Source organism: Ureibacillus sp. FSL K6-0786 (genome assembly GCF_037965165.1).
Lineage (GTDB): Bacteria > Bacillota > Bacilli > Bacillales_A > Planococcaceae > Ureibacillus > Ureibacillus thermosphaericus.
This window is the reverse complement of the sequence record NZ_CP150191.1, coordinates 460,178-486,382: the sequence shown is the minus strand read 5'-3', so window position 1 is coordinate 486,382 and position 26,205 is coordinate 460,178. Positions and strand designations below refer to the sequence as shown.

The window sequence follows — 26,205 nt, the reverse complement described above, 5'->3', positions numbered from 1 at the left end:
AAAGGGATTGTGTTATATTACCAAGTGGTGTGATTATTACACACGCATTTTCGATGAATAAGTGGTGCTTAAAGATTTTCTTTAAGTTGCTTATTCAGATGAGAAATGCGGAGGAACAAAACCAATATAATTAGGAGGAAAATTCATGTCAGTAATTTCAATGAAACAATTACTTGAAGCTGGTGTACATTTCGGACACCAAACTCGCCGTTGGAATCCAAAAATGAAAAAATACATTTTTGTTGAACGTAACGGCATTTACATTATCGACTTACAAAAAACTGTAAAAAAATTAGAAGAAGCTTACGAGTTCATGCGTGAAGTTGGCGCTAATGGCGGAAAAGTTCTTTTTGTTGGAACAAAAAAACAAGCACAAGACGCTATTAAAGAGGAAGCTGAACGTTCAGGAAACTTCTACATTAACCAACGCTGGTTAGGTGGAACGTTAACAAACTTCGACACAATTAAAAAACGTGTTGCTCGTATGAAAGAAATCGAGAAAATGGAAGAAGAAGGAATTTTTGACGTTCTTCCTAAAAAAGAAGTTACGAAATTGAAAAAAGAACATGAACGATTAGTGAAATTCCTTGGCGGTATTCGTGAAATGACTGAATTACCTGACGTAATGTTCGTAGTAGACCCACGTAAAGAACGTATCGCTGTAGCTGAAGCTCGTAAATTAAATATTCCGATTGTAGGAATTGTAGATACAAACTGCGATCCAGATGAAATTGACTACGTAATTCCTGCAAACGATGATGCGATTCGTGCTGTAAAATTATTAACTGCTAAAATGGCAGATGCTCTTATCGAGTCTAAACAAGGTGAATCAGAAGCTCCAGCTGAAGAAGTAGTTGCTGAGTAATTCACTACTACAAAGGTGATAAGTGGATGTTTCACTTATCACCTTTTTTTAAGAAACTACGGTTTCTTATTATATAAAAAGGCTAAAACTTATAGTAAACATAAATTATCCAAGGAGGAACTTTCAATGGCAATTACTGCTCAATTAGTAAAAGAACTTCGTGAAAAAACGGGCGCAGGTATGATGGATTGTAAAAAAGCCCTTGTAGAAACGAACGGTGATATCGATGCTGCAATCGATTACCTACGTGAAAAAGGTTTATCATCTGCAAGTAAAAAAGCTGATCGTATCGCTGCGGAAGGTACAACTTACATTTTAACAGAAGGTAACGATGCTGTAATTTTAGAAGTAAACGCTGAAACTGACTTCGTTGCAAAAAACAACCAATTCCAAGAATTAGTAAAAAGCTTAGCGGCACAATTATTAAAAGCTAAACCTGAATCTTTAGAAGCTGCTTTAGAAGTAAAAAATGAAGAAGGTGTTAGCATCGCAGAACAAATTTCTTCTGCTGTTGCAACAATTGGTGAAAAAATCACTCTTCGTCGTTTCGAAGTGAAAACTAAAACAGATGCTGATACATTCGGTTCTTACTTACACATGGGTGGACGTATCGGAGTTTTAGTTGTACTTGAAGGTTCAACAGACAGCGATGCTGCAAAAGATATCGCTATGCATATCGCTGCGATCAATCCAAAATACATTACTCGCGAAGAAGTACCTGCGGAAGAAGTTGAACGTGAACGCAAAGTGTTAACTGAACAAGCATTAAACGAAGGTAAACCAGAAAATATTGTGGCAAAAATGGTTGAAGGTCGTCTTGGAAAATTCTTCGAACAAGTTTGCTTACTTGATCAAGCATTTGTTAAAGATTCTGATAAAAAAGTACGCGATTTCGTGAAATCTACTGGCGGTAACGTAACTTCATTCGTGCGTTATGAAGTTGGAGAAGGTATTGAAAAACGTGCAGACAACTTTGCAGAAGAAGTTATGAGCCAAGTGAAAGGTAAATAATTGTAGGATAAATACACAAACTTTATGGGGAGCACTCTAAGTGTTCCCTATTTTTCAGAAATGAAAATACATTATTCACATAACGGAGGTTTACTATGAGTGTGCCGCAGTATAAACGAGTTGTAATCAAAATTAGTGGTGAGGCATTGGCAGGAGAAGCAGGATTCGGTATCTCGCCAAAAATCATTAAGTCAGTTGCTGAAGATATTAAAGAAGTTGTAGATCTTGGTGTTGAAGTTGCAGTTGTAGTTGGCGGAGGAAACATCTGGCGTGGTAAAATAGGAAGTGAAATGGGAATGGATCGTGCTTCTGCCGACTATATGGGAATGCTTGCGACTGTGATGAACTCTCTTGCACTTCAAGATGCATTAGAAAAACTCAACGTGGAAACTCGAGTGCAATCTTCAATCGTAATGACCCAAGTGGCGGAACCTTACATACGTAGAAAAGCAGTGCGTCATCTTGAAAAAGGACGCGTAGTAATCTTCGCTGCTGGTACTGGAAATCCATTTTTCTCTACAGATACAACAGCTGCATTAAGAGCTGCAGAAATAGAAGCAGAAGCCATTTTAATGGCGAAAAATAATGTCGATGGTGTTTATTCTGCGGATCCAAAAACTCACGAAGATGCAGTGAAATATGATACACTCACTTATTTAGATGTAATTCAACAAGGTTTACAAGTGATGGATTCCACTGCTTCCACTTTATGTATGGACAACGACATCCCATTAATAGTATTCTCTATTATGGAAAAAGGTAACATTAAACGTGCCGTTTTAGGTGATAAAATTGGGACAGTTGTTAGGAGGAATGCATAATGTCAAATAATGTATATGAACAAGCGAAGGAAAAAATGAACAAATCCATTGCTGCCTTTACCCGCGAACTTGCTTCAATTCGTGCTGGTCGAGCAAACGCTTCATTACTCGATCGAATCACTGTTGATTATTATGGGGTACCAACACCGGTTAACCAACTTGCTGGTATTTCGGTTCCAGAAGCACGACTCCTTGTCATTACACCTTATGATAAATCAATTTTAAGTGAAATTGAAAAAGCGATTTTAAAATCTGATATTGGTATTACGCCTACAAACGATGGAAATGTAATCCGTTTAACAATTCCACCTTTAACAGAAGAACGTCGCAAAGAATTAGTGAAAATCGTGAAAAAAGAAGCGGAAGACGCAAAAGTTGCAATTCGTAACGTTCGTCGTGATGCGAATGATGATCTGAAGAAAATGGAGAAAAACGGTGAGATTACGGAAGACGAACTACGTGGTCAAGTAAATGATATTCAAAAATTAACAGATGATTTTATTGCAAAAGTAGAAAATTTGGCAAAAGAAAAAGAAGAAGAAATCCTTGCAATTTAATGCTTACTCAGTTATAACAGAACTTTCTGTAGGAATGTGACGTCCTTTCATCTAGGACGTCATTTTCATTTATCTCATCTATGTTTTATCCATCAATTAATATTGATATGATTGAACAAAAAAATACATATGATAGTAAAACATTACAAAAAATACGAATAATTATCAAGGAAATAAAAGACACGTATATTTGTTTTTGATATTATTAATAAGAATACGTCCAAAACGTTGTCAGGTGGGGGAATAAATGGTATTAAAAAATTTTTTTAATAAAACTAAATATGAGAAAAAAATAGCTGAAGAAAGCGTCAATCTTGAAGTAATCCCTTCCCATATTGCAATCATCATGGACGGTAATGGACGTTGGGCAAAAAAGCGGGCAATGCCACGAATCGCTGGACATCATGAGGGGATGAAAACTGTTAGAAAAATAGCACGTGTGGCAGATGATTTAGGTGTGAAAGTGTTAACACTATATGCCTTTTCAACAGAAAACTGGAAGCGTCCCAAATCTGAAGTAGAATTTTTAATGAGCTTACCAGAAAAATTTCTTAATGATTTTTTACCTGAAATCATGGAACGAAATATTCGCGTGCAAATGATTGGTGAAAAGGAAGGTTTACCAGAACATACAAAAAAAGCTTTAAATAAAGCGTTAGAAAAAACAAAAAATAATACAGGGCTTATTTTGAATTTTGCGATGAATTATGGCAGCCGTGCCGAAATTGTGAATGCTATAAAAAAGATGATGATAGATGTACAAGAAGGAACATTAAATTTTGATTCGATCACTGAAGAAACAATGAACCAATATCTAATGACATCACATCTACCGGAACCAGATTTATTAATTCGTACAAGCGGAGAAGTACGATTAAGCAATTTTATGCTTTGGCAATTAGCCTATACTGAGTTTTGGTTTACGGATACGCTATGGCCAGATTTTAATGAGGAAACTTTCTTAGAAGCAATTCAAGCCTATCAAAAAAGAAATCGTCGCTATGGTGGATTGAAAGGAGAAGAAATTAATTGAAGCAACGTATTATAACGGGTGTAGTAGCAGCAGCTTTTTTCATCCCGTTTGTATTATATGGTAATCTCCCGTTTACTCTATTAGTTTACGCAATGGCTACAGTTGGAATGTTCGAACTACTACGCATGAAAAAGATGGCTATTTTCTCAGTTCCAGGCTTAATTGGATTACTTACCGTATATATGCTATTAATGCCTGATAATTTTGCGGCAAAAGTCCAAGATATCACATCTTATTCGAAATTAGAATTTCTTGTCATTGCTGCACTGTTATTATTAATTCATTCTGTCATTGTAAAAAATCATTTTACATTCGATGAAATTGGATTTGTCCTACTGTCAGCTTTGTATATAGGAATCGGATTTTATTATTTAATTGAAACGAGAGATGCAGGGTTACAATTTATTATTTTTGCTTTACTTGTAGTTTGGTCTACTGATTCAGGGGCATATTTTACTGGTAGAAAATTTGGGAAAAACAAGCTATGGCCAGAAATTTCACCTAATAAGACGGTTGAAGGATTTTTCGGAGGGATTTTGATAGCGGTTGTATCTGCCTGTGTTATGCAATTTATTTACCCCTTTGAAAAACCTTGGTTTATACTAATACTTGTAACGATTGTAAGCTCTATTTTTGGACAATTAGGTGATTTAGTAGAATCTGCTATTAAAAGACATTATGATGTAAAAGATTCAGGAAAACTTCTTCCTGGACATGGTGGAATACTAGATCGATTCGATAGTTTATTGTTTGTATTACCATTATTCAACTTGTTGCATTTTGTTAGTTAATGAAGGGAAGGACCCAAATTGAAAAAAATTAGTTTGTTAGGGGCAACAGGCTCAATTGGATGGCAAACTTATGATATATTAAAATCCCATCCTGAAGAGTTCCAACTTGTTGCTTTTTCTGCAGGAAAAAATATAGAAAAAACAAAAGAAATCATTAAAACATTACAACCTGAGTTAGTTTCTGTGCAAGAGGAAAAAGATGCACTTGCATTAAAAAAAGAGTTTCCTCATATACATTTTACATACGGCGAACAAGGTTTAGTAGAAGTTGCAACTCATCCTGAGACGAGCGTTTTATTGAATGCAGTTTTAGGAAGTGTTGGTTTGCCATCTACATTAGCTGCCATTCGTATGGGAAAAACGATTGCAATCGCTAATAAAGAGACCCTTGTTACTGCTGGTCATCTAGTAATGAAAGAAGCAAAAAAACACCACGCACCGATATTACCAGTTGACAGTGAGCATTCAGCGATATTCCAGTCGATGAATGGGGAAAATCCAAAACAAATTAAGCGGTTAATTTTGACAGCTTCTGGCGGTGCATTTCGCGATAAAACTCGCGATGAATTAAAAAATGTTACAGTCAAGGATGCCTTGAATCATCCGAACTGGTCAATGGGTGCAAAAATTACAATTGATTCTGCAACGTTGATGAACAAAGGATTAGAAGTGATTGAAGCCCATGTACTATTTGACATGCCTTTTGACCAAATTGATGTCTTGCTTCATAAAGAAAGCATTATCCACTCGATGGTGGAATACCATGATACAAGTGTCATCGCTCAATTAGGAACTCCAGATATGCGTGTACCAATTCAATATGCATTAAGTTACCCAGACCGATTGCCACTTGTTGGTGGAAAGTCATTAAATTTAGCTGAAATTGGACAACTACATTTTAAAGAAGTTGATTTTGAGCGATTCAGAGCATTAAAACTGGCTTATGAAGCAGGAAGAATTGGCGGAACCATTTTAACGGCCATGAATGCAGCTAATGAAGCAGCAGTACAGTTGTTTTTAGAAGAAAAAATTGCATTTTTACAGATTGAAGAGATTATCGAACGCATCATGAATGACCATCACAATGTACTGAATCCAGATTTGGAAACGATTTTGCATGTTGACAGTGAAACAAGAAAAAAAGTGCTTCATATGGTACAATAAACACGAGCTTGGCTCTAAAGGTGGTATTTTATGCAAACTATTTTAGCATTTATCCTCGTATTCGGATTAATCGTATTCTTTCATGAATTAGGACACTTTATTTTTGCAAAAAGAGCAGGTATTTTAGTGCGCGAATTTGCTATTGGTATGGGACCAAAAATTTTTGGTATGACGAAGGGGGAAACAATATATACCATTCGTCTATTACCTTTAGGCGGATATGTACGAATGGCCGGAGATGATTTTGATCGGATTGAACTTCAACCTGGCTATCGTGTTGGGCTCATATTGAATAATGAAGAAAAGGTCGAAAAGATTTATTTAAATCAAAATGTTCAAAATCCGAACGTATTATTTATGGAAGTGGAACGAGCGGATTTAACTAAAAAATTATGGATCGAAGGATACGATGAAGAAGAGCGTTTAGTTCGTTTTGATGTTTCTCGCAATGCAATAATTGTTGAAAATGGCGAAGAAACGTTAATTGCTCCTTATGACCGAACATTCGAAGCGAAATCGTTATGGAACCGAACTTTAACAATTTTTGCTGGTCCTTTATTTAACTTTCTTTTAGCCTTTGCAATCTTTTTACTTCTTGGTATTTTCCAAGGAGTACCAACAAATGAACCGATTGTTACGGAAGTAGTAGACAACAGTCCTGCAGCTGTAGCTGGTATGCAAGCCGGAGACTATGTGAAATCTATAAACGGAAAGCCTATTAATGAGTGGGCTGATTTAACAAGTTATGTTCAAAATAGTGCCGGCAAAGAGTTATCCGTCATTGTAGAGCGAAATGAAGAACTTGTCGAGTTAAATATTGTTCCAGATACAGTCAAGCTGGAAAATGGCGAAGAAGTTGGACAAATTGGCGTTATGTACAAAAGTCCATTTGTAAAAAATCCATTTAAAGCTGTTGTGTATGGCTTCCAACAAACTTGGGAATACACTATTTTAATTCTTCAGGCGTTAGTTCATTTAATCGCTGGACATTTCACTCTTGATGACTTGGCTGGTCCAGTTGGTATTTATCAAGTAACTGGAGAAGTAGCAAAACATGGTTTCTTTACGCTGATGTACTGGACAGCAGCATTAAGCATTAATTTAGGAATCATGAATTTACTTCCACTTCCAGCTTTAGACGGCGGCCGATTAATGTTCTTTGGTATTGAAGCACTTAGAGGAAAACCTGTCGATCGTCAAAAGGAAGGCATGGTTCATTTTGTAGGAATCGTGTTATTAATGATTTTAATGATTGCTGTAACATGGAACGATATTCAGCGGTTGTTTTTCCAATAAATAATATAGTACGACCTTAATAAATCGCCATCCGATTATTATATCGGAGGCGATTTTTATTTTGAGGAAAATGATGCAATTGTGACAGGATGTTGTATATAGACATTGGAATAAGTGCTTTTCTTATCATTTATTACAAAAATGACAGAAAGCCTTTGATTTTAGTCATTATTTATAAAAAAATGTATATACTCAATCTCTTCAAGGATATGCTATTCTATTAAGAAAGATAGAAAATCATAAAGGTGGAGCACTGATGAGACAAAGTTTAACGTTTATACCAACAATGCGGGAAGTGCCTCAAACTGCCAATACAAAATCTTGTCAAATGTTGCTGCGTGCTGGATATATTCGTCAACATGCAAATGGAACATATACGTATTTACCTTTAGCGAAACGGGTATTACATAAAATTGAGCAAATCGTACGGGAGGAGCTTGAGGAACGTCAAGCCATTGAATTGGAATTGCCGTCGATTCAATCGATTGATTTATGGAAGCAGTCAGGTAGATTGCAGTTTTTCAACAAAGAATGGATTTATCTAAAAGATCGTAACCAACATGAATTAGTCATGGGACCAAGCATTGAATTGATTACTTCTATTGTTAGGGATGAAATCAAAACGTATAAAAAATTACCTTTAACGCTATTTCAAATTCAAAGGAGGTTCTGTGACGAAAAGGAATACCGCCATGATTTATTTCAAGCGCGGGAGTTTCTGATGAAAGATGCTTATTCATTTCACGAAAATGAAGAAAGTTTAAATGGAAGCTTTGAACATATGATTAGTGCTTATGAACGAATTTTTTCTCGTCTTGGATTAAACGTGCATATTGTGAAAGCGGATTCAGGAGCATTTGGTGATCAATCGTTTGAATTTGTCATTCTAAACAATAATGGACAAGAAATGATCGCTTTTTCAAATCAATCACATTATGTAGCAAATGCACAAATTGCAGAAGTGGCCATTGAATATGAACAACCCAATGAGGAATTGAAACCGATAGAAAAAGTTGCAACACCAAATGTTCAAACGATTCACGAATTATGTGATTTTTTACAAGTTGAATCGACGAAATGCATTAAATCCCTAGTTTTAAATGTTGATGGCGAAATCATCGTCGCATTAGTTCGCGGAGACCACCAGTTGAATATGATAAAAATCATGAAATTATTAAATGCATCAAATGTACAGTTTGCTAGTGAAGAGGAAATTGAAAAAACTCTCGGATGTTCTACTGGATCGATTGGTCCAATAAAACTGCCTCTTGATATAAAAGTGGTTGCTGACTATGGAATTAAGTCCATTGTAAACGGTGTGAGCGGGGCTAACGAAAACGGCTATCATTACATTAATGTGAATCCAAATCGAGATTTTGCTATCAATTTATATGGAGATATTCGGTATATTGAAGAAGGTGACCCTTCACCAGACGGAAAAGGCATTATTCGTTTAGAAAAGGGAATTGGAATTGGACGAGTAACAAAACTGAACACGCTTATCGCAGAGAAAATGAAAGCATATGTTACAAATCAAGAAGGTAAAAAAATACCGATGCATTTAGCGAGTTACGAACTAGATTTGACTAGATTATTTGGCATATTAGCAGAACAATACTATGATGAAAAAGGATTTACTTGGCCAAAACATTTAGCTCCATACGATTTACATCTGATGGCAGTTAACGTAGCAGATGAAGCTCAACGAAATCTTGCAGATCAGCTTTACAATATCTTAACAACTTATCGCTATGATGTGTTATATGACGATCGGGATGATCGGGCAGGCATCAAATTTGCTGACAGCGATTTAATCGGTTTACCAATTCGCGTTACAATCGGTAATAAGGCGATGGAGGGAATCGTGGAAGTTAAAATTCGAAAAACAGGAGAGACTTTTGAATGCGCGAAGGAAGAGCTTATTGACCGATTAAATGAATTTTATCGAACTCAATAATTTCAAACAATCCGTTGAAAAATAGTGTATACTTAATAGTTGGATAGAAAATAGAATTCGCTCGTTCTATAGATGAGGCGTTTATTCGCCTTATCTACAGAGATATGCGAATTCTTTTCATTTTTTACTTTCCTTTTGAGGGCTTCTTAATATAGAAGGTGGTGAGTTGATTGGCAAACTTAGATGCAAGAGAGCGCTTTAATACGCTCCTTTCACAAATTAACTTAACAGATGATATTTACATGTCTTTTTTTGAACAAGGTGAACTCACTCGCTTAACAGTTCATAAGAAAAAACGGATTTGGAATTTCTCAGTAAAGCTTCAAAATATCTTGCCCTATCAAATCTATCAATTATTTTCTTCTCGATTAAAAGAAGAATTTCATCATATTGCCCAAACAACGTTAACAATTGAAGCAATCAATCCACAAATAACGGAAGAACTAATTACAGACTACTGGTTGTCTGTTGTAGAACGCATTGATGCATCTCCACCAGTAAAAAAACGACTCACTTGTCAGATGCCAACATGGGCAGGAAACAAATTAGTTCTTACATGTATATCAGAAATGGAACAATTGACATTAAAATCAAAATATGGCGCAATCATTTCAGAATCTTATGCTTGCTTTGGATTTCCACTGTTTCCTGTCGATTTCAAATTAGTTGAAGCATCAGAAGAGGAAAAGGCCGAGCAAGAAAGATTATTGGAACAGCGAATGCTAGAAGAAGCTGAACTGGCAAGACAAGCCATTGAAGACTTCCAAAAACGGGAAAAAGAGAAGAAGGAAACGCCGCAAGTTGAAAGTGGTCCTGTGCAACTCGGATCTATTATTAATGACACAGAAATTGTTGATATCAAATCGATTGTTGAGGAAGAGCGCCGCATCGTGATTGAAGGTTACATTTTCAATGTGGAAGTGAAAGAATTAAAAAGCGGACGTTCATTGTTGGAAATAAAATTGACGGACTATACAGATTCCATTCTTGTGAAAATGTTTTCTCGCAACAATGATGATGCTGAAACTATGTCCCGTATTAAAAAAGGGATGTGGGTAAAAGTTAGAGGATCCGTTCAAAACGATACGTTCGTTCGTGATTTAGTGGTAATGGCGAATGATATCAATGAAATTCATAAAGAGACAAGAAAAGATACAGCACCTGATGGCGAAAAACGAGTTGAATTGCATCTACATACGCCGATGAGTCAAATGGACGCTGTCACGCCAGTTGACCGAATTGTAGGACAAGCTGCAAAGTGGGGGCATCCAGCAGTAGCGATTACAGATCACGCTGTCGTCCAAGCATATCCGGAAGCTTACGCTGCGGGGAAAAAGCACGGTATTAAAATTATTTACGGTTTGGAAGCAAATTTGGTGGATGATGGTGTACCGATTGCTTACGAAGAACAGCATATTCTCTTAGATGATGCGACGTTCGTCGTGTTTGATGTGGAAACAACCGGGTTATCTACTGCTTACGATACGATTATTGAATTAGCAGCAGTTAAAATAAAGGAAGGCAAAGTCATTGATAAATTCGAACGATTTGCTAATCCACATAGACCGTTATCGGAAAAAATCATTGAATTGACTCATATTACCGATGATATGTTGAAAGATGCTCCAGAAGTTGACGATGTGATACGAGAGTTTCACGAATTTATTGGTGATGCAATTGTTGTTGCTCACAACGCTTCCTTTGATATGGGGTTCCTTTATGCAGCATATGAAAAAGCGGGAATTGAAGGAGTTAAACATCCGGTAATTGATACGTTAGAGTTATCAAGACTAATTAATCCAACTCTTAAAAATCACCGTTTAAACACGCTTTGTAAAAAATACGGTATTGAATTGACGCAACATCACCGAGCTATTTATGATACTGAAGCGACGGGTTATTTATTATTGCATCTATTAAAAGAGGCAAGAGAAAAAGGCATAAAATACCATGATGATTTTAATAAATTCATGGGTGGAGAAGAAGCATATAAACAATCTAGACCGTATCATTGCACAATTTTAGTAGTTAATAATAACGGTTTGAAAAATTTATTCAAATTAGTGTCCATTTCTCATACGCAAACATTTTATCGAGTGCCGCGCATTCGACGCTCAGATTTAATGAAACATCGGGAAGGATTAATCATTGGTTCTGGCTGTAGCAACGGCGAATTATTTGAAACAATGATGAATAAATCCCCTGAAGAAGCAGAAGAAGTAGCGGAATTTTATGATTATATTGAAGTGCATCCAAAATCAGTTTATTCTCAACTGCTTGACAGTGGCACGATTCATGATGAGTGGCATTTAGAGGATATCATTCGTAAATTAGTGAAACTTGGCAAGAAAATGGATAAACCGGTTGTTGCAACTGGTAACGTTCACTATTTAGACGAACATGATGCCATCTACCGTAAAATTTTAGTATCTTCTCAAGGTGGAGCGAATCCTTTAAATCGTTATCCTCTTCCAAAAGTGCATTTCCGCACAACAAATGAAATGCTTGAAGAATTTGCATTTCTAGGTCCAGAAACTGCAAAGGAAATCGTTGTCACAAACTCTCAAAAAATTGCAGACATGATTGGCGATGTGAAGCCGATTAAAGATAAACTTTATACACCTGTAATTGAAGGTTCAGATGAAGAAATTACACGAATGACGTATGAAATGGCTCATAAAATCTACGGTGAAAATCTTCCGGAAATCGTAGAGAAACGTCTTGAAAAAGAGTTGAACTCTATTTTAGGCCATGGTTTCGGGGTTGTTTATTTAATTTCTGCAAAACTCGTGAAGAAGTCTTTAGAAGATGGTTATTTAGTAGGTTCGCGTGGTTCTGTTGGATCTTCCCTAGTTGCAACAATGATGGAAATAACGGAAGTGAATCCGTTGCCACCTCATTATGTATGTCCGAACTGTTACTATTCTGAATTCTTTACAGATGGCTCCGTCGGTTCAGGATTTGATTTGCCAAATAAAGATTGTCCAAAATGCGGAACACCTTTAAATAAAGACGGACAAGATATTCCGTTTGAAACGTTCCTTGGATTTAATGGAGATAAAGTTCCAGATATCGACTTGAACTTCTCAGGGGAATATCAGCCTCGCGCCCATAACTATACGAAAGTATTGTTTGGGGAAGATAAAGTATATCGTGCAGGAACAATCGGCACCGTTGCTGAAAAAACAGCGTACGGCTTTGTAAAAGGATATGCAAATGATAATAATATAAATTTCCGAGCCGCAGAAATCGATCGTTTAGTACAAGGTTGTACGGGCGTTAAACGAACGACTGGACAACATCCAGGAGGGATTCTCGTTGTTCCTGATTATATGGATATTTACGATTTTACACCTGTGCAATATCCTGCAGATGCCCAAGATGCTGAATGGCGTACAACGCACTTTGATTTCCATTCGATTCACGATAACATTTTAAAACTTGATATACTTGGGCACGATGATCCGACAATGATTCGCATGTTGCAAGATTTAACAGGCATCGATCCTAAAACAATTCCACCCGATGATCCAGAAGTGATGGCGATTTTTACCGGAACAGAATCTTTAGGGGTAACTCCTGAGCAAATTTTTTGTAAAACAGGAACTCTTGGCATACCAGAATTCGGTACAAAATTTGTTCGTCAAATGTTGGAAGATACAAAGCCAAAAACGTTCTCAGAGTTATTAAAAATCTCTGGGCTTTCTCACGGGACAGATGTTTGGTTAGGAAATGCCAGCGAATTGATAGCAAACAACGTATGTTCTTTCTCAGAAGTTATCGGATGTCGTGACGATATCATGGTATATTTAATATACAAAGGGCTAGAACCTTCTCTCGCTTTCAAAACGATGGAATCTGTTCGTAAAGGAAAAGGATTGACAGAAGATATGGAGAAAGCGATGAGAGAAAACGGTGTGCCAGACTGGTATATTGAATCATGTAAAAAGATTAAATACATGTTCCCGAAAGCTCACGCTGCCGCTTATGTATTAATGGCTGTGCGGGTGGCATACTTTAAAGTACATTTTCCTCTAGCATACTATTGTGCCTATTTTTCAGTTCGTGCTGAAGATTTTGATTTACCAGCGATGATTAAAGGGGCAAGAGCCATTCGTACAAGAGTGGAAGAAATCAATGCAAAAGGATTAGATGCAACGAAAAAAGAAAAGGACTTGTTAACGGTTCTTGAAATTGCTCTTGAAATGTGCGAAAGAGGAATGAGCTTTAAAAATGTCGATTTATACAAATCAAAGGCAACAGAATTTGTCATCGAAGGGAATTCCCTTATTCCTCCGTTCAATGCTATTCCAGGATTAGGGGAAAGCGTTGCGAAACAAATTGTAGCAGCAAGAGAAGAACGACAATTTTTATCAAAAGAAGATTTACAAACTCGCGGTCGTGTATCAAAATCATTGATTGAATACATGGAACAATTAGGTGTGTTAGATGGCCTTCCAGATGAAGACCAATTATCACTATTCTAATTTTCGAAAAGATGTCGAGTTTGATTCTCTTCCAAAAGCCGTGCATTGCAAATTTGTCAATACGGTGGAATCGTTTTGTAAATTTGCATTTATTAAGAAATTGTGCTATTGTTATATCAATAATTTGTTGATAGTTTTTGCAGCAAAAGAGTGGGTTTTCCCGCTCTTTTCTATTGTTTACATTGTGTCTTGAGTTTTGCTCTCCACCAAGGAGGGGGGCGATTGAAAAAGTACACGGAATGCGAATTTCACCAATATTGGTGGAATTTCTGTTTTTAGTCAACGAAACAAGACGTTGGGAGGATATTATGAGCAAAATTACTACAATAGTAGAACAGCTAGTTACACCGATTTTACAGGATTTAAATCTTGAATTAGTGGATATTGAGTTTGTAAAAGAGGGACGCGCTTGGTTCCTCCGTGTATACATCGATACTCCTCAAGGTGGAATTGATATCGACCAATGTGCACTAGTTAGCGAGCGATTAAGTGCTGTGTTGGATGAAAAGGATCCGATTGAACAAAACTACTATCTAGAAGTTTCTTCTCCTGGTGCGGAACGTCCATTGAAGAAAGAATCGGATTTTGAGAAAGCCGTTGGAAAGTACGTTTACATAAAAACGTATGAACCAATAGATGGCATGAAAGAATTTTATGGATACTTAAAATCCAACAATGAAGAGAGCCTGGAAATTGAAATTCGTATAAAAACTCGTAATGCATTAATACAAATTGCAAAAGAGAAGATTGCAAAAGCTAGGCTAGCAATCGATTTTTCATCAAATTAATTAGGAGTGAATTTAAACAATGAGCAGTGAATTACTAGATGCTTTAATTGCTCTAGAAGAGCAGAAAGGCATTTCAAGGGAAATATTAGTGGAAGCGATCGAAGCCGCATTAGTGACTGCATATAAACGCAATTTTAATCAAGCACAAAATGTACGCGTTGATTTTAATCAAGAAACCGGAGAAATTAAAGTATTCTCACGAAAAGAAGTTGTGGAGGAAGTGGAAGATCCACGATTAGAAATTTCGCTAGAAGAAGCTAGAAAAATTAATAGCGTTTATGAACCAGGAGATATTGTTGAACAAGAAGTGACACCTCGCAACTTTGGTCGAATTGCTGCACAAACTGCAAAACAAGTTGTTACTCAACGCGTACGTGAAGCAGAAAGAAGCATTATATATGAAGAATTTGTTGATCGCACTGATGATATCGTGAATGGAATTATTGAACGAAGAGACGCTCGCAATATTTATATTAATCTTGGAAAAGTAGAAGCTGCATTACCATTAAATGAACAAATTCAAGGTGAAGAATATAAGCCTCAACAACGCATTCGAGTGTACATTACAAAAGTCGAAAAAACGACTCGCGGACCACAAATTATCGTTTCCCGTACACATCCAGGTTTACTACGTAGACTATTTGAAATGGAAGTACCAGAAATTTATGATGGTATCGTAGAAATTAAATCAATCGCTCGCGAAGCAGGAGATCGTTCAAAAATCTCCGTTTATGCTCACGATCCAGAAGTGGATGCAGTAGGTGCTTGTGTTGGTACGAAAGGAGCCCGTGTACAAGCAATCGTCAATGAGTTAAATGGCGAAAAAATTGACATTGTTGAATGGTCAGAAGATCCTGTTGTATTTGTTGCAAATGCTCTTAGCCCTTCAAAAGTGTTAGATGTCATTGTGAATGAAGAAGAAAAATCAACGACAGTCATCGTTCCAGATTATCAACTGTCATTAGCAATTGGTAAACGGGGACAAAATGCGAGACTTGCAGCAAAATTAACAGGTTGGAAAATTGATATAAAAAGCGAATCTGATGCTCGTGAATTAGGAATTTATCCTAATGAGAACAGTCCAATCATCGACATTCAAAATGATGAAGAGTCTTCCTTCGACGATTTTGAATATGACTTATATCAAGATATCAACGATGATGAACATCAAGAAGTTACAATCGATGAAGACACAATCTATGAAGAACAAGATGATGAAAAATAAATGACATCGAACAAGGAATGCGTATGATGAGCTTATAGGGAAGGTGATATTACGTGCCAACGAAAAGAAAAGTTCCATTACGCCGCTGTGTTGTAACAGGTGAGAGTTTCCCAAAAAAAGAGTTGCTTCGTGTTGTTCGCTCGAAAGATGGAGAAGTATCGGTAGATCCGACTGGAAAAAAGTCAGGTCGCGGTGCATATGTTTCTAAGTCGGAAGAGGTAGTTGAAAAAGCTCGTAACAAAAAGATTTTAGAACGCCATCTAGAAGTAAAAATACCAGATGAAATTTATGATGAATTAATTAGATTAATTCGCAGGGAGTCGCTATTTAAAAATGAATCATGAAAAGATATTTCAAATGCTAGGCTTGGCGACTCGAGCTCGAAAAATCATTACTGGTGAAGAATTAGTTGTCAAAGAAATTCAAAAAGGCAATGCGAAGTTAGTCATTCTTGCTTCGGATGCAGCCTACAATTCAAGAAAAAAAATTCAAGATAAATGTACGTTTTATAACGTTGAGTATCATATATTTGGCAATCGCTATGAACTAGGACATGCGATTGGGAAAGAAGCCCGGGTGGTTATTGCAATCACCGATCAAGGTTTCGCCAAAAAATTGTCTAGTCTACTCAACGAAAATTAATCGGGGGTGAGCAGATGACCAAAATCAGAGTTCATGAATATGCCAAAAAAGTTAATAGACCTAGTAAAGAAATCATTGAAGAATTGAAAAAATTAAATATAAATGTAACTAATCATATGTCTACGCTTAACGGAGAAGAGGTTGCTAAATTGGACGCAGTCTTTAACAAAAATACGAATGAAGCACCAGTTAAGCAAAAAAATGCAGAACAACAAAAGTCAAAGCCAGTGCAAAACAAAGAAGTAAAAAGACATGAGCAACAGCTAAAGAAAATCGATAATAATGATGATGAGTTAGACGTTGCTTTTGAAAAAATTAAAAGAAACAAATCTCCAAAAGATCAAGATGTTCTTCAACATCAACCAAAAAATAAAGGTAATCAACGTAAAAAGCCTGGTATTCATGGTGGTAAACGCCGTCAGCCAAAACAACAACCTCAACAGCAAGTTCAAAAGGAACTTCCTAAAAAAATTACTTTCTACGAATCGCTAACGGTAGCAGAACTTGCGAAGAAATTAAATCGCGAACCTTCTGAAATCATTAAAAAGCTCTTCATGCTAGGTGTAATGGCTACAATTAACCAAGATTTAGATAAAGATGCGATAGAATTAATTTGTGCGGACTATGGCGTAGAAGTGGAAGAAGAAGTTCGCATCGATAAAACGGACTTAGAAATTTACTTTGAACAAGCGGATGCAGAAGAGGATTTAGAAGAACGTCCACCTGTTGTAACAATTATGGGCCACGTTGACCATGGGAAAACTACAACTTTAGACTCCATCCGCAATTCGAGAGTAACAGAAGGAGAAGCTGGCGGTATTACGCAGCATATCGGTGCATATCAAGTGGATATTAACGGAAAGAAAATTACTTTCCTTGATACACCAGGGCACGAAGCCTTCACAACAATGCGTGCTAGAGGTGCACAGATTACCGATATTGTTGTTATCGTTGTTGCTGCTGATGACGGTGTCATGCCACAAACTGTGGAAGCCATTAACCACGCGAAAGCAGCTAACGTACCAATCATTGTTGCTGTAAACAAAATGGATAAACCAACAGCAAATCCTGATCGCGTTATGCAAGAATTAACTGAATATGGTCTTATTCCAGAAGACTGGGGTGGCGATACAATCTTCGTACCAATCTCAGCGTTAAAAGGTGAAGGAATTGACCAACTATTAGAAATGATCCTACTAGTTGCAGAAGTTTCTGAATTAAAGGCGAATCCAAACCGCAGAGCAATCGGTACAGTTATCGAAGCACAATTAGATAAAGGGCGCGGTTCTGTGGCCACATTATTAGTGCAAAATGGTACGTTGCGCGTTGGAGATCCAATCGTTGTAGGAAATACGTTCGGTCGTGTTCGTGCTATGGTCAATGACTTAGGACGTCGAGTTAAAGAAGCGTTGCCGGCAACACCTGTCGAAATTACTGGTTTACACGAAGTACCTCAAGCAGGTGACAGATTCGTAGTCTTTGAAGATGAAAAAACGGCTCGCGAAATTGGTGAAGCTCGTGCACAAATGGCAATACAAGCAAGCCGTGCACAAAAATCACGAGTTACGTTAGATAACTTGTTTGAACAAATGTCCCAAGGGGATATGAAAGAATTGAATTTAATCATCAAAGCAGACGTACAAGGTTCAGTAGAAGCTCTATCTTCCTCATTTATGAAAATTGATGTGGAAGGTGTAAATGTGAAAATTATCCACACAGGTGTAGGGGCAATTACTGAATCCGATATTAGTCTTGCAGCGGCTTCCAATGCCATTGTAATAGGATTTAACGTTCGTCCAGACGTCAATGCAAAGCGTGCAGCGGAACAAGAAGGCGTAGAAATTCGCCTACACCGCGTCATTTATAAAGCAATTGAAGAAATTGAAGCTGCAATGAAAGGAATGCTTGATCCGGAATATGAAGAGAAAATTATCGGGCAAGCGGAAGTACGTCAAACAATTAAAATTTCCAAAGTGGGTACAATTGCAGGTTCATATGTGACAGATGGTAAAGTAACTCGCGATGCAGGCGTACGCGTCATCCGTGATGGAATCGTTATTTATGAGGGAGAACTTGAGTCGCTAAAACGCTTTAAAGATGACGTAAAAGAAGTCGTTAAAGGCTTTGAGTGCGGTATGCAAATTAAAAACTTTAACGACATTAAAGAAGGCGACATCATCGAAGCCTTCATTATGGAAGAAATTGTGCGGAAATGATTGTCTATCTTGAAGCGGAATTTATGATTCCGGATGCCCATTCTTTAAAGGAAAAGCGTGCAGTTCTCCAACGGATGATTACACGTACAAAACAAAAATTTAATGTATCAGTTGCAGAAATCGATCATCAAAACGTGTGGCAGCGAACAAAGATAGCTGTTGTAACAGTTGCTTCATCGAGTGCTGCAGCTGACCGTGAAATCGATCATGTACTTCACTTTTTACAATCAAATCCATCATGGGAATTGCTAGAATTTTCTCGGGAATATTTATAAAAACAAGAGGATAATTTTCCGGTTTCCAATTAAACTAACAATAACACTATGAAGTAAAGTAGATAAAAGCCAGTTCGTTTCGCTTTTATCCTGCTTTTAAAAGAGGTGACAACATGTCTCTACGTGCAAATCGTGTTGCTGAACAAATGAAGAAAGAATTAGGTGACATCATTGGCCGAAAATTAAAAGATCCTCGCGTAGGATTTGTTACGGTAACGGCTGTCGAACTGACAGGCGACCTTCAACAAGCTACGATTTATATCACCACATTAGGCGATGAAGAAGAAAAGAATGAAACGTTAAAAGCCTTGGAAAAGGCGAAAGGTTTCATTCGCACAGAAATCGGCCAACGTATTCGTCTTCGAAGAACACCTGAACTTTTATTTAAGTTTGATTCATCGATCGAATACGGCAACAAAATCGAACAATTATTACGCACTATTAAAGATCATGATGAGGCGTAATTCTAAATAGTTTAAAAAAGCCTGCGACTGCATCATAATGCAGGTAGGCTTTTTTTATTGAAATTTTTAGGGGGGGATAGAGTGAACGGGATTTTACCACTATGGAAAGAACGAGGTTTAACGAGTCACGACTGTGTATTTCAACTGAGAAAAATTTTAAAATACAAAAAAATAGGGCATACAGGAACGCTCGATCCAGCGGTTGAAGGAGTTTTACCGATTTGCATTGGACAAGCAACTAGAATTGCCGAGTATATAACGGATACGGGTAAAACTTATGAAGCCACTGTTGCTATTGGTCGCTCAACAACAACTGAAGATGCTGAAGGAGAAACGGTAGAAGAAGATCTATCTTATAAAGTTATTACCCGTGAGCAATTGCAAAAAGTGCTTTCACAACTTACTGGTGAAATTGAACAAATTCCCCCAATGTATTCAGCGGTAAAAGTAAATGGAATTAAACTTTATGAATATGCACGAAAAGGAATTGAAGTAGATCGACCTTCAAGAAAAGTAACGATTCATGAATTGCAACTGCTTGATGATCAAGCCATTTTTGAAGGCGAGGAAATTACCTTTCATATAAGAATTAAGTGCAGCAAAGGCACATATATACGAACTCTTGCTGTACAAATAGGACAATTATTAGGCTATCCTAGTCATATGGCTTCTCTTGTTAGAACTGCCTCAGGGAATTTTACGAAAGCGGATTGTTATACTCTTCGTGATATTGAAAAGGCTGTGGAGGAAGGAACATTTGAACAACTGCTGCTTCCCATTGAAGATGCGTTAACTTATCCATTTATCGAGGTCGATGAATCGAACGAAAAGAAAATTTGTAATGGACAAATTTTAAAAGTCCATTCATTATTAAAACAGGAAGAAAAAATCGTTTTTAGTCGAAATGGGAAGGCGATTGCAGTATATAAAAAACATCCAACGAAACCTGGACTCATGAAACCAGATAAGATGTTTCCAAATAATTTCTAGGAGGCCAATCGAATGAAGGTTATTCATTTAAAATATCCATATCAATTAAATAAAGTTGATCCTTCCACTTCCTATTCCCTAGCAGTTGGCTTTTTTGATGGAGTACATAGAGGACACCAAGCTGTTATCAGTGCAGCAATGGAAAAAGCAGAGGAATTGAATATTAAAAGTGCTGTTATGACTTTTGATCCCCATCCTTCTATTGTATTAGGTAAAAGCAATGAAAAAATTTTTTATATTACACCTCTTCCACAAAAATTAGAAATATTAGAAGAAATGGGCGTAGATACAACATTTGTCGTACAATTCACATCTGATTTTGCTAGGCTTTCACCAGAGGATTTCATTCAATATTTTATTCGAGATTTGAATGTTAAACATGTAACTGCCGGCTTTGATTTTTCTTTTGGTGCATTTGGGAAGGGAAATATGGATTTAATGAAGGAACTGTCCCTTGGTAATTTTGGTGTAACAGTAGTGGAAAAACAGGTGGACGATGGGGAAAAAATCTCATCAACTCGCATTCGAAAATGTTTACAAGATGGAGATATGGAAACCGTCCATCATTTATTAGGACGCCCCTTCCAAGTTCCTGGAATTGTTGTTCAAGGAGATAAAAGAGGACGTACCATCGGATTTCCAACAGCCAATATTCAATCAATGGAAGGTTGTTTTATTCCAAAAAATGGCGTTTATGCAGTAAGGGTGTTCGTGCAAAATCGATTATATGATGGTGTTTGCAATGTCGGCTTTAAACCAACATTTAAAAACCCGGATGAAAAACAATTAACAATTGAGGTGCACATATTAGATTTTGAAAAAAATATTTACGGTGAAGAAGTAAAAGTCCTTTGGTATAAACGTTTACGTGACGAACAAAAATTTGACGGCATTGAATCATTAAAAGCTCAAATCTCTCGAGATAAGGAACGAACAATTGAGTATTTTGCCGATAAATAAGTTGCTTATCCATTTGAACTATGATATTATTTCCTAGTGTACTAATCGTACATTCCTTAGCTCGGCTTACCGATTCTCCAACGGTTGACTGTGCTAAAGGAGTAAATAAATATTAGGAGGAACTAAACATGGCAATTTCAAAAGAACGTAAAAACGAAATCATTAAAGAATTCCAAACTCATGAAGGAGATACTGGTTCTCCAGAAGTACAAATCGCAATTTTAACAGAAGAAATTAACGTATTAAACGATCACTTAGCTGTTCATAAGAAAGACTTCCACTCTCAACGCGGTCTTCTTAAAAAAGTAGGTCGTCGTCGTCATTTATTAAAATATTTACGTGAAAAAGACGTTCAACGTTACCGTACATTAATCGAAAAATTAGGCTTACGTCGTTAATTCAAAGCGGGATTTTCCCGCTTTTTATTTATTCAAAAAACAGTATATTGGGTAACAATAAAAGTAAAATTACCATATTTTAATTGAAAATGTTTAGCATAGAATATTCTTTTTTGATACACTTACTAATGGTATATAAATATTCCTGACGAGTGTTCTCAAAGAGAAAGGGGATTAATGAATGACCGAAAAAAAAGTCTATCGATATGATTGGGCTGGACGCCCATTAGTAATTGAAGTTGGCCAATTAGCAAAACAAGCTAATGGGGCTGTGCTTGTTCGCTACGGCGATTCGGCAGTACTTTCCACTGCAACGATGTCTAAAGATGCAAAAGCATTAGATTTCTTCCCTCTTACTGTAAACTACGAAGAGCGTTTATATGCAGCAGGAAAAATACCTGGAGGGTTCATCAAACGAGAAGGCCGTCCATCTGAACATGCAATTTTGGTTTCGCGCTTAATTGACCGTCCGATTCGTCCGATGTTCCCAGAAGGATTTCGAAACGAAGTACAAGTCGTTTCAATTGTCATGTCTTCAGACCCGGATTGTCCAACAGATGTGGCTGCAATGCTTGGTTCATCGTTAGCTCTTTCCATCTCAGATATTCCATTTAACGGTCCAATCGCAGGTGTGCATGTAGGTTATGTAGATGGAAAATTTGTTATTAATCCAGATATAGAGCAATCAGAGAAAAGTACTATCCACTTATCTGTAGCAGGAAATAAAGACGCTATCAACATGGTTGAAGCAGGTGCTTTAGAAGTTCCGGAAGAAATCATGCTTGAAGCCATTATGTTTGGGCATGAAGAAATTAAAAAATTAATTGAATTCCAGGAACAAATAGTTGCAGAAGTCGGCAAAGAAAAAATTGAAGTAGAATTGTTTGAAATTGATGAAGAAATTGAAAATGCAGTTAGAGCAATGTGCGAGCAAGATATGATTGCTGCCATTCAAACTGTGGAAAAATTAGCTAGGGAAGAAGCAATTGCAGCTGTTAAAGAGCGAGTAATTACTTATTATGAAGAACAAGAAGCTGAAGAAGAAACGTTGAAACAAGTAAACACTGTTTTAGATAAAATGGTGAAAGAGGAAGTTCGACGTTTAATTACAGAAGAAAAAGTACGCCCAGACGGACGAAAAGTAGATGAAATTCGTCCGCTATCATCTGAAGTCGGCTTATTGCAACGCGCCCATGGTTCAGGTCTTTTCACTCGCGGTCAAACACAAGCCCTTTCCATCTGTACTTTAGGTCCATTAGGAGACGTGCAAATCATTGATGGATTAGGTTTAGAAGAATCAAAACGTTTCATGCATCATTACAACTTCCCTCCATTCTCAGTAGGGGAAACAGGTCCTATGCGGGGTCCTGGTCGACGTGAAATCGGACACGGTGCATTAGGTGAACGTGCATTGCTTGCAGTCATTCCGGATGAAAAAGAGTTCCCATATGCGATTCGTTGTGTATCAGAAGTATTAGAGTCCAACGGTTCAACTTCTCAAGCGTCAATTTGTGCTAGTACACTCGCTATGATGGATGCAGGTGTTCCAATCAAAGCGCCTGTTGCAGGAATTGCGATGGGATTAGTGAAAAAAGGCGAACACTATACAATTTTAACAGATATTCAAGGAATGGAAGACCATCTTGGAGATATGGACTTTAAAGTAGCTGGAACAGAAAAAGGTGTTACAGCGCTTCAAATGGATATTAAAATTGACGGATTATCACGTGAAATTTTAGAAGAAGCGTTAATGCAAGCAAGAGAAGGTCGTTTGAAAATCTTAGAACATATGAAACAAACGATTGCAAAACCGCGTGAACAACTTTCAAAATATGCTCCAAAAATTATTTCCATTAAAATTAACCCTGAAAAAATTCGTGATGTTATTGGGTCAGGTGGAAAAACAATCAACAAAATTATCGATGAAACAGGTGTAAAAATCGATACTGAACAAGACGGTACAATTTATATTTCTTCTGTGAATGAAGAAATGAACTTACGCGCGAAAGAAATTATCGAAGAAATTGTTCGCGAAGCAAAAGTGGGAGAATACTATTTAGCAACTGTAAAACGCATTGAAAAATTCGGTGCATTCTGTGAAATTTTCCCTGGCAAAGATGGATTACTCCACATTTCTGAAATTCAAGAAGAACGTACAAATAAAGTAGAAGATGTGCTCAAAATTGGCGATAAAGTACTGGTGAAAGTAATCGATATTGACGATCAAGGTCGCATTAATTTATCGCGAAAAGTAGTCATTAAAGAAGATAAAGAGCGAGCAAAACAAAATTTAAAACAATAATATGTTGAGAGGTTGTAGGAAAGGAGAACAACCTCTTTTTATTTGTTTGAAATGAAAGTACATAGGATATCAAAAAACTTTTATTCCAATAAAATATTTTGTAAAGTAAGAAGTAGTTTCGATTATAAAGATCGAACAGATAGGAAATGTCAGTAGAAAGAGGTTGTAAATTGGTTAACGTTTATACTTGTCAAAATGGCGTAAGGATTGTATATGAACATATTCCATACGTGCGTTCAATTTCTGTAGGAATATGGGTTGGAGCAGGATCTCGATTTGAACTGCCAGAAGAAAACGGAATTACCCATTTTATTGAACATATGCTCTTTAAAGGAACAAATACTCGAACTGCTAGACAAATTGCAGAAGAGTTTGATCGCATTGGCGGAGAACTAAATGCTTTTACATCAAAGGAAAACACTTGCTACTATGCAAAGGTGTTGGAGCATCATGGAAAGTTGGCAATCAGTATATTAGCTGATATGTTTTTCCATTCAGTGTTTGAAAAAAATGAATTGGAGAAAGAACGGCAAGTTGTATTAGAGGAAATCTTAATGAGCGAAGATGCTCCTGATGATGATGTACACGAACGTTTATGGAGAGTGATGTATCCAAACGATTCATTAGGTCTTCCGATTTTAGGAACGAATGAAACCCTTCAAAAATTTGATCGTGATTTTATTTTGAACTATATGGATAAACATTATTATCCAAAGAATGTTGTTATTTCTTTGGCAGGGAATATATCAAAAGATTTGCTTTTACATATTGAATCGTTGTTCGGGAACTTCGAACCATCGGAAAAAGCTGTCCCACTAAACTTATCAAATCCAACATTTCATTCAGGACGTTTCGTAAAGGAACGGGATGTAGAACAGTCCCATTTGGCGATGAGTTATCCCGCCATCAGTGTAAAAGATACAAATTACTATAGCTTTATCACTTTAAATAATATTATAGGTGGTAATATGTCTTCTCGCCTCTTCCAAGAAGTAAGGGAAGAAAAGGGATTAGCTTACACAATTTTCTCCTATCCATCCTGTTATATGGATGTCGGTGCATTAACCATTTACGGAAGTACGAACAATCAACAATTGCCTTTACTACATGAGACAATTATTAAATCCATTGAAAAAATAAAAAAAGATGGCGTGACGCTACAAGAGCTTTATAACGGAAAAGAACAGTTAAAAGCAAGTTTTCTACTGAATATGGAGAGCATGACGAATCGCATGAGCCGTAACGGGAAAAACGAATTGATTTTTGGACGCCACAAGTCGATTGATGAAATCATTCAACAGATCAACGCTATTTCAATGGATTCAATTCATGAGCTAGTGAAAAAGATTTTTTCAGTTGAGCCTGCAGTGGCGATCATTGGTCAAGGCGTTCAACATTATGCAGCGAAAATAGCAAATTTATGAAAAAACGAGCAAAGGGAAATCCTTTGCTCGTTTTTTCATCGATGGAACCACCCACACTGTGAATAAAGTTTGTATGTTGATTCCTGCTACTCTACTCATCATTCGAGATTGTGATGAAAAGTGTAATAAAAAATGTTCATTGCCAACTATGAATGATATGGAGCATAAGTTGCAATATATTCAAACATTAATTAATTTGCTCTACTTAAAAACAATGCTAATATTCTTTTTTCTCGAAAAACATAACGGATAGTTTAAAAGATAAATAAAACATAACAACAGCTAAAATGAAAGAAATGATACTAATTAGATTCACAAGTTCAAGTAAATTAGAAAATAATGAATTATTGAACAGTATATTGATTGCAATGATAGGTATAAATACTATTGCGATTATGAAAATGCGAGCTTTTTGGGCACCAAATTTGATGGACACTGGTATCACGAATGACAACATCATGAGGATTCCTGATATGATGATGGATAAAATTGAAATAAAATTAACCATTGTAAATGTTTTCGTAATCATATTTGTTAAT

General features: G+C 36.7%; 23 protein-coding genes. 22 read left to right on the top strand and 1 reads right to left on the bottom strand.

The genetic code is table 11. The features are described 5' to 3' along the window. Nucleotides 1-145: 145 nt before the first annotated feature. The 22 genes from rpsB to NSQ18_RS02315 all read left to right on the top strand — a co-directional run bounded on the left by rpsB (nt 146) and on the right by NSQ18_RS02315 (nt 25,666). Nucleotides 146-865: a 30S ribosomal protein S2 gene (gene rpsB / locus NSQ18_RS02420; RefSeq protein WP_016836786.1), complete on the top strand. Its 720-nt coding sequence runs from the start codon at nt 146-148 to the stop codon at nt 863-865. Between the two features lie 126 nt (nt 866-991). Continuing rightward, nucleotides 992-1,876: a translation elongation factor Ts gene (gene tsf, locus NSQ18_RS02415; protein ID WP_016836787.1), complete on the top strand. Its 885-nt coding sequence runs from the start codon at nt 992-994 to the stop codon at nt 1,874-1,876. 95 nt (nt 1,877-1,971) lie between these two features. Continuing rightward, on the top strand, nt 1,972-2,697 hold the full coding sequence (gene pyrH / locus NSQ18_RS02410; protein ID WP_016836788.1) for a UMP kinase: 726 nt from the start codon (nt 1,972-1,974) through the stop codon (nt 2,695-2,697). Next, the gene (gene frr, locus NSQ18_RS02405; protein WP_016836789.1) at nt 2,697-3,254 is read left to right on the top strand and encodes a ribosome recycling factor; all 558 of its coding nucleotides are present in this window, start codon (nt 2,697-2,699) and stop codon (nt 3,252-3,254) included. The genes pyrH and frr overlap by 1 nt, the downstream gene beginning before the upstream one ends. Before the next feature lie 247 nt (nt 3,255-3,501). Continuing rightward, nucleotides 3,502-4,287, top strand: coding sequence for an isoprenyl transferase (locus tag NSQ18_RS02400; RefSeq protein WP_016836790.1), 786 nt, complete (start codon nt 3,502-3,504; stop codon nt 4,285-4,287). Then, the gene (locus NSQ18_RS02395; RefSeq protein WP_016836791.1) at nt 4,284-5,078 is read left to right on the top strand and encodes a phosphatidate cytidylyltransferase; all 795 of its coding nucleotides are present in this window, start codon (nt 4,284-4,286) and stop codon (nt 5,076-5,078) included. The genes NSQ18_RS02400 and NSQ18_RS02395 overlap by 4 nt, the downstream gene beginning before the upstream one ends. A gap of 18 nt (nt 5,079-5,096) precedes the next feature. Further along, entirely contained in the window at nt 5,097-6,242 is a 1,146-nt protein-coding gene (locus NSQ18_RS02390) for a 1-deoxy-D-xylulose-5-phosphate reductoisomerase (RefSeq protein ID WP_016836792.1), read from the top strand. A gap of 30 nt (nt 6,243-6,272) precedes the next feature. After that, nucleotides 6,273-7,538, top strand: coding sequence for an RIP metalloprotease RseP (gene rseP / locus NSQ18_RS02385; protein ID WP_016836793.1), 1,266 nt, complete (start codon nt 6,273-6,275; stop codon nt 7,536-7,538). A 256-nt stretch (nt 7,539-7,794) separates the two neighbouring features. After that, nucleotides 7,795-9,495 carry a proline--tRNA ligase gene (locus NSQ18_RS02380; protein WP_339288842.1) on the top strand — a complete coding sequence of 567 codons (1,701 nt, stop codon included), beginning with the start codon at nt 7,795-7,797 and terminating at the stop codon, nt 9,493-9,495. 170 nt (nt 9,496-9,665) lie between these two features. Beyond that, nucleotides 9,666-13,982 (top strand): PolC-type DNA polymerase III, encoded by a 4,317-nt coding sequence (locus tag NSQ18_RS02375; RefSeq protein WP_016836795.1) that lies wholly within the window; start codon nt 9,666-9,668, stop codon nt 13,980-13,982. 308 nt (nt 13,983-14,290) lie between these two features. Then, complete coding sequence (gene rimP, locus NSQ18_RS02370; protein WP_026018948.1) at nt 14,291-14,770, top strand: ribosome maturation factor RimP; 480 nt, start codon at nt 14,291-14,293, stop codon at nt 14,768-14,770. A 19-nt stretch (nt 14,771-14,789) separates the two neighbouring features. After that, nucleotides 14,790-15,995, top strand: coding sequence for a transcription termination factor NusA (gene nusA / locus NSQ18_RS02365; protein WP_168411712.1), 1,206 nt, complete (start codon nt 14,790-14,792; stop codon nt 15,993-15,995). A 53-nt stretch (nt 15,996-16,048) separates the two neighbouring features. Then, nucleotides 16,049-16,339: a YlxR family protein gene (locus tag NSQ18_RS02360; RefSeq protein ID WP_016836798.1), complete on the top strand. Its 291-nt coding sequence runs from the start codon at nt 16,049-16,051 to the stop codon at nt 16,337-16,339. After that, entirely contained in the window at nt 16,329-16,637 is a 309-nt protein-coding gene (locus tag NSQ18_RS02355; protein WP_016836799.1) for a YlxQ family RNA-binding protein, read from the top strand. Before NSQ18_RS02360 ends, NSQ18_RS02355 begins: the two co-directional genes overlap by 11 nt. A gap of 14 nt (nt 16,638-16,651) precedes the next feature. Next, nucleotides 16,652-18,853: a translation initiation factor IF-2 gene (infB, locus tag NSQ18_RS02350; RefSeq protein WP_016836800.1), complete on the top strand. Its 2,202-nt coding sequence runs from the start codon at nt 16,652-16,654 to the stop codon at nt 18,851-18,853. After that, nucleotides 18,850-19,128: a DUF503 domain-containing protein gene (locus NSQ18_RS02345; protein WP_016836801.1), complete on the top strand. Its 279-nt coding sequence runs from the start codon at nt 18,850-18,852 to the stop codon at nt 19,126-19,128. The genes infB and NSQ18_RS02345 overlap by 4 nt, the downstream gene beginning before the upstream one ends. A 113-nt stretch (nt 19,129-19,241) precedes the next feature. Beyond that, the gene (gene rbfA / locus NSQ18_RS02340; RefSeq protein WP_339288838.1) at nt 19,242-19,592 is read left to right on the top strand and encodes a 30S ribosome-binding factor RbfA; all 351 of its coding nucleotides are present in this window, start codon (nt 19,242-19,244) and stop codon (nt 19,590-19,592) included. A gap of 81 nt (nt 19,593-19,673) precedes the next feature. After that, entirely contained in the window at nt 19,674-20,582 is a 909-nt protein-coding gene (gene truB / locus NSQ18_RS02335) for a tRNA pseudouridine(55) synthase TruB (protein ID WP_168411714.1), read from the top strand. A 12-nt stretch (nt 20,583-20,594) separates the two neighbouring features. Then, nucleotides 20,595-21,542, top strand: coding sequence for a bifunctional riboflavin kinase/FAD synthetase (locus NSQ18_RS02330; RefSeq protein ID WP_016836804.1), 948 nt, complete (start codon nt 20,595-20,597; stop codon nt 21,540-21,542). Between the two features lie 128 nt (nt 21,543-21,670). Next, on the top strand, nt 21,671-21,940 hold the full coding sequence (gene rpsO, locus NSQ18_RS02325; RefSeq protein ID WP_016836805.1) for a 30S ribosomal protein S15: 270 nt from the start codon (nt 21,671-21,673) through the stop codon (nt 21,938-21,940). A gap of 181 nt (nt 21,941-22,121) precedes the next feature. Then, nucleotides 22,122-24,242: a polyribonucleotide nucleotidyltransferase gene (gene pnp / locus NSQ18_RS02320; protein ID WP_016836806.1), complete on the top strand. Its 2,121-nt coding sequence runs from the start codon at nt 22,122-22,124 to the stop codon at nt 24,240-24,242. A gap of 170 nt (nt 24,243-24,412) precedes the next feature. Beyond that, nucleotides 24,413-25,666 carry a pitrilysin family protein gene (locus NSQ18_RS02315; protein ID WP_016836807.1) on the top strand — a complete coding sequence of 418 codons (1,254 nt, stop codon included), beginning with the start codon at nt 24,413-24,415 and terminating at the stop codon, nt 25,664-25,666. Between the two features lie 217 nt (nt 25,667-25,883). Here the strand turns inward: NSQ18_RS02315 and NSQ18_RS02310 are convergent, their stop codons facing one another. Then, nucleotides 25,884-26,195, bottom strand: a complete 312-nt coding sequence (locus NSQ18_RS02310; protein WP_339288835.1) for an ABC-2 transporter permease — start codon at nt 26,193-26,195, stop codon at nt 25,884-25,886. Nucleotides 26,196-26,205 lie beyond the last annotated feature (10 nt).

Coding starts and splice junctions, on each gene's coding strand:
- rpsB (WP_016836786.1), top strand. CDS start 146: ATGTCAGTAATTTCAATGAAACAATTACTTGAAGCTGGTGTACATTTC.
- tsf (WP_016836787.1), top strand. CDS start 992: ATGGCAATTACTGCTCAATTAGTAAAAGAACTTCGTGAAAAAACGGGC.
- pyrH (WP_016836788.1), top strand. CDS start 1,972: ATGAGTGTGCCGCAGTATAAACGAGTTGTAATCAAAATTAGTGGTGAG.
- frr (WP_016836789.1), top strand. CDS start 2,697: ATGTCAAATAATGTATATGAACAAGCGAAGGAAAAAATGAACAAATCC.
- NSQ18_RS02400 (WP_016836790.1), top strand. CDS start 3,502: ATGGTATTAAAAAATTTTTTTAATAAAACTAAATATGAGAAAAAAATA.
- rseP (WP_016836793.1), top strand. CDS start 6,273: ATGCAAACTATTTTAGCATTTATCCTCGTATTCGGATTAATCGTATTC.
- NSQ18_RS02380 (WP_339288842.1), top strand. CDS start 7,795: ATGAGACAAAGTTTAACGTTTATACCAACAATGCGGGAAGTGCCTCAA.
- rimP (WP_026018948.1), top strand. CDS start 14,291: ATGAGCAAAATTACTACAATAGTAGAACAGCTAGTTACACCGATTTTA.
- nusA (WP_168411712.1), top strand. CDS start 14,790: ATGAGCAGTGAATTACTAGATGCTTTAATTGCTCTAGAAGAGCAGAAA.
- NSQ18_RS02355 (WP_016836799.1), top strand. CDS start 16,329: ATGAATCATGAAAAGATATTTCAAATGCTAGGCTTGGCGACTCGAGCT.
- infB (WP_016836800.1), top strand. CDS start 16,652: ATGACCAAAATCAGAGTTCATGAATATGCCAAAAAAGTTAATAGACCT.
- NSQ18_RS02345 (WP_016836801.1), top strand. CDS start 18,850: ATGATTGTCTATCTTGAAGCGGAATTTATGATTCCGGATGCCCATTCT.
- rbfA (WP_339288838.1), top strand. CDS start 19,242: ATGTCTCTACGTGCAAATCGTGTTGCTGAACAAATGAAGAAAGAATTA.
- NSQ18_RS02330 (WP_016836804.1), top strand. CDS start 20,595: ATGAAGGTTATTCATTTAAAATATCCATATCAATTAAATAAAGTTGAT.
- rpsO (WP_016836805.1), top strand. CDS start 21,671: ATGGCAATTTCAAAAGAACGTAAAAACGAAATCATTAAAGAATTCCAA.
- pnp (WP_016836806.1), top strand. CDS start 22,122: ATGACCGAAAAAAAAGTCTATCGATATGATTGGGCTGGACGCCCATTA.
- NSQ18_RS02310 (WP_339288835.1), bottom strand. CDS start 26,195: ATGATTACGAAAACATTTACAATGGTTAATTTTATTTCAATTTTATCC.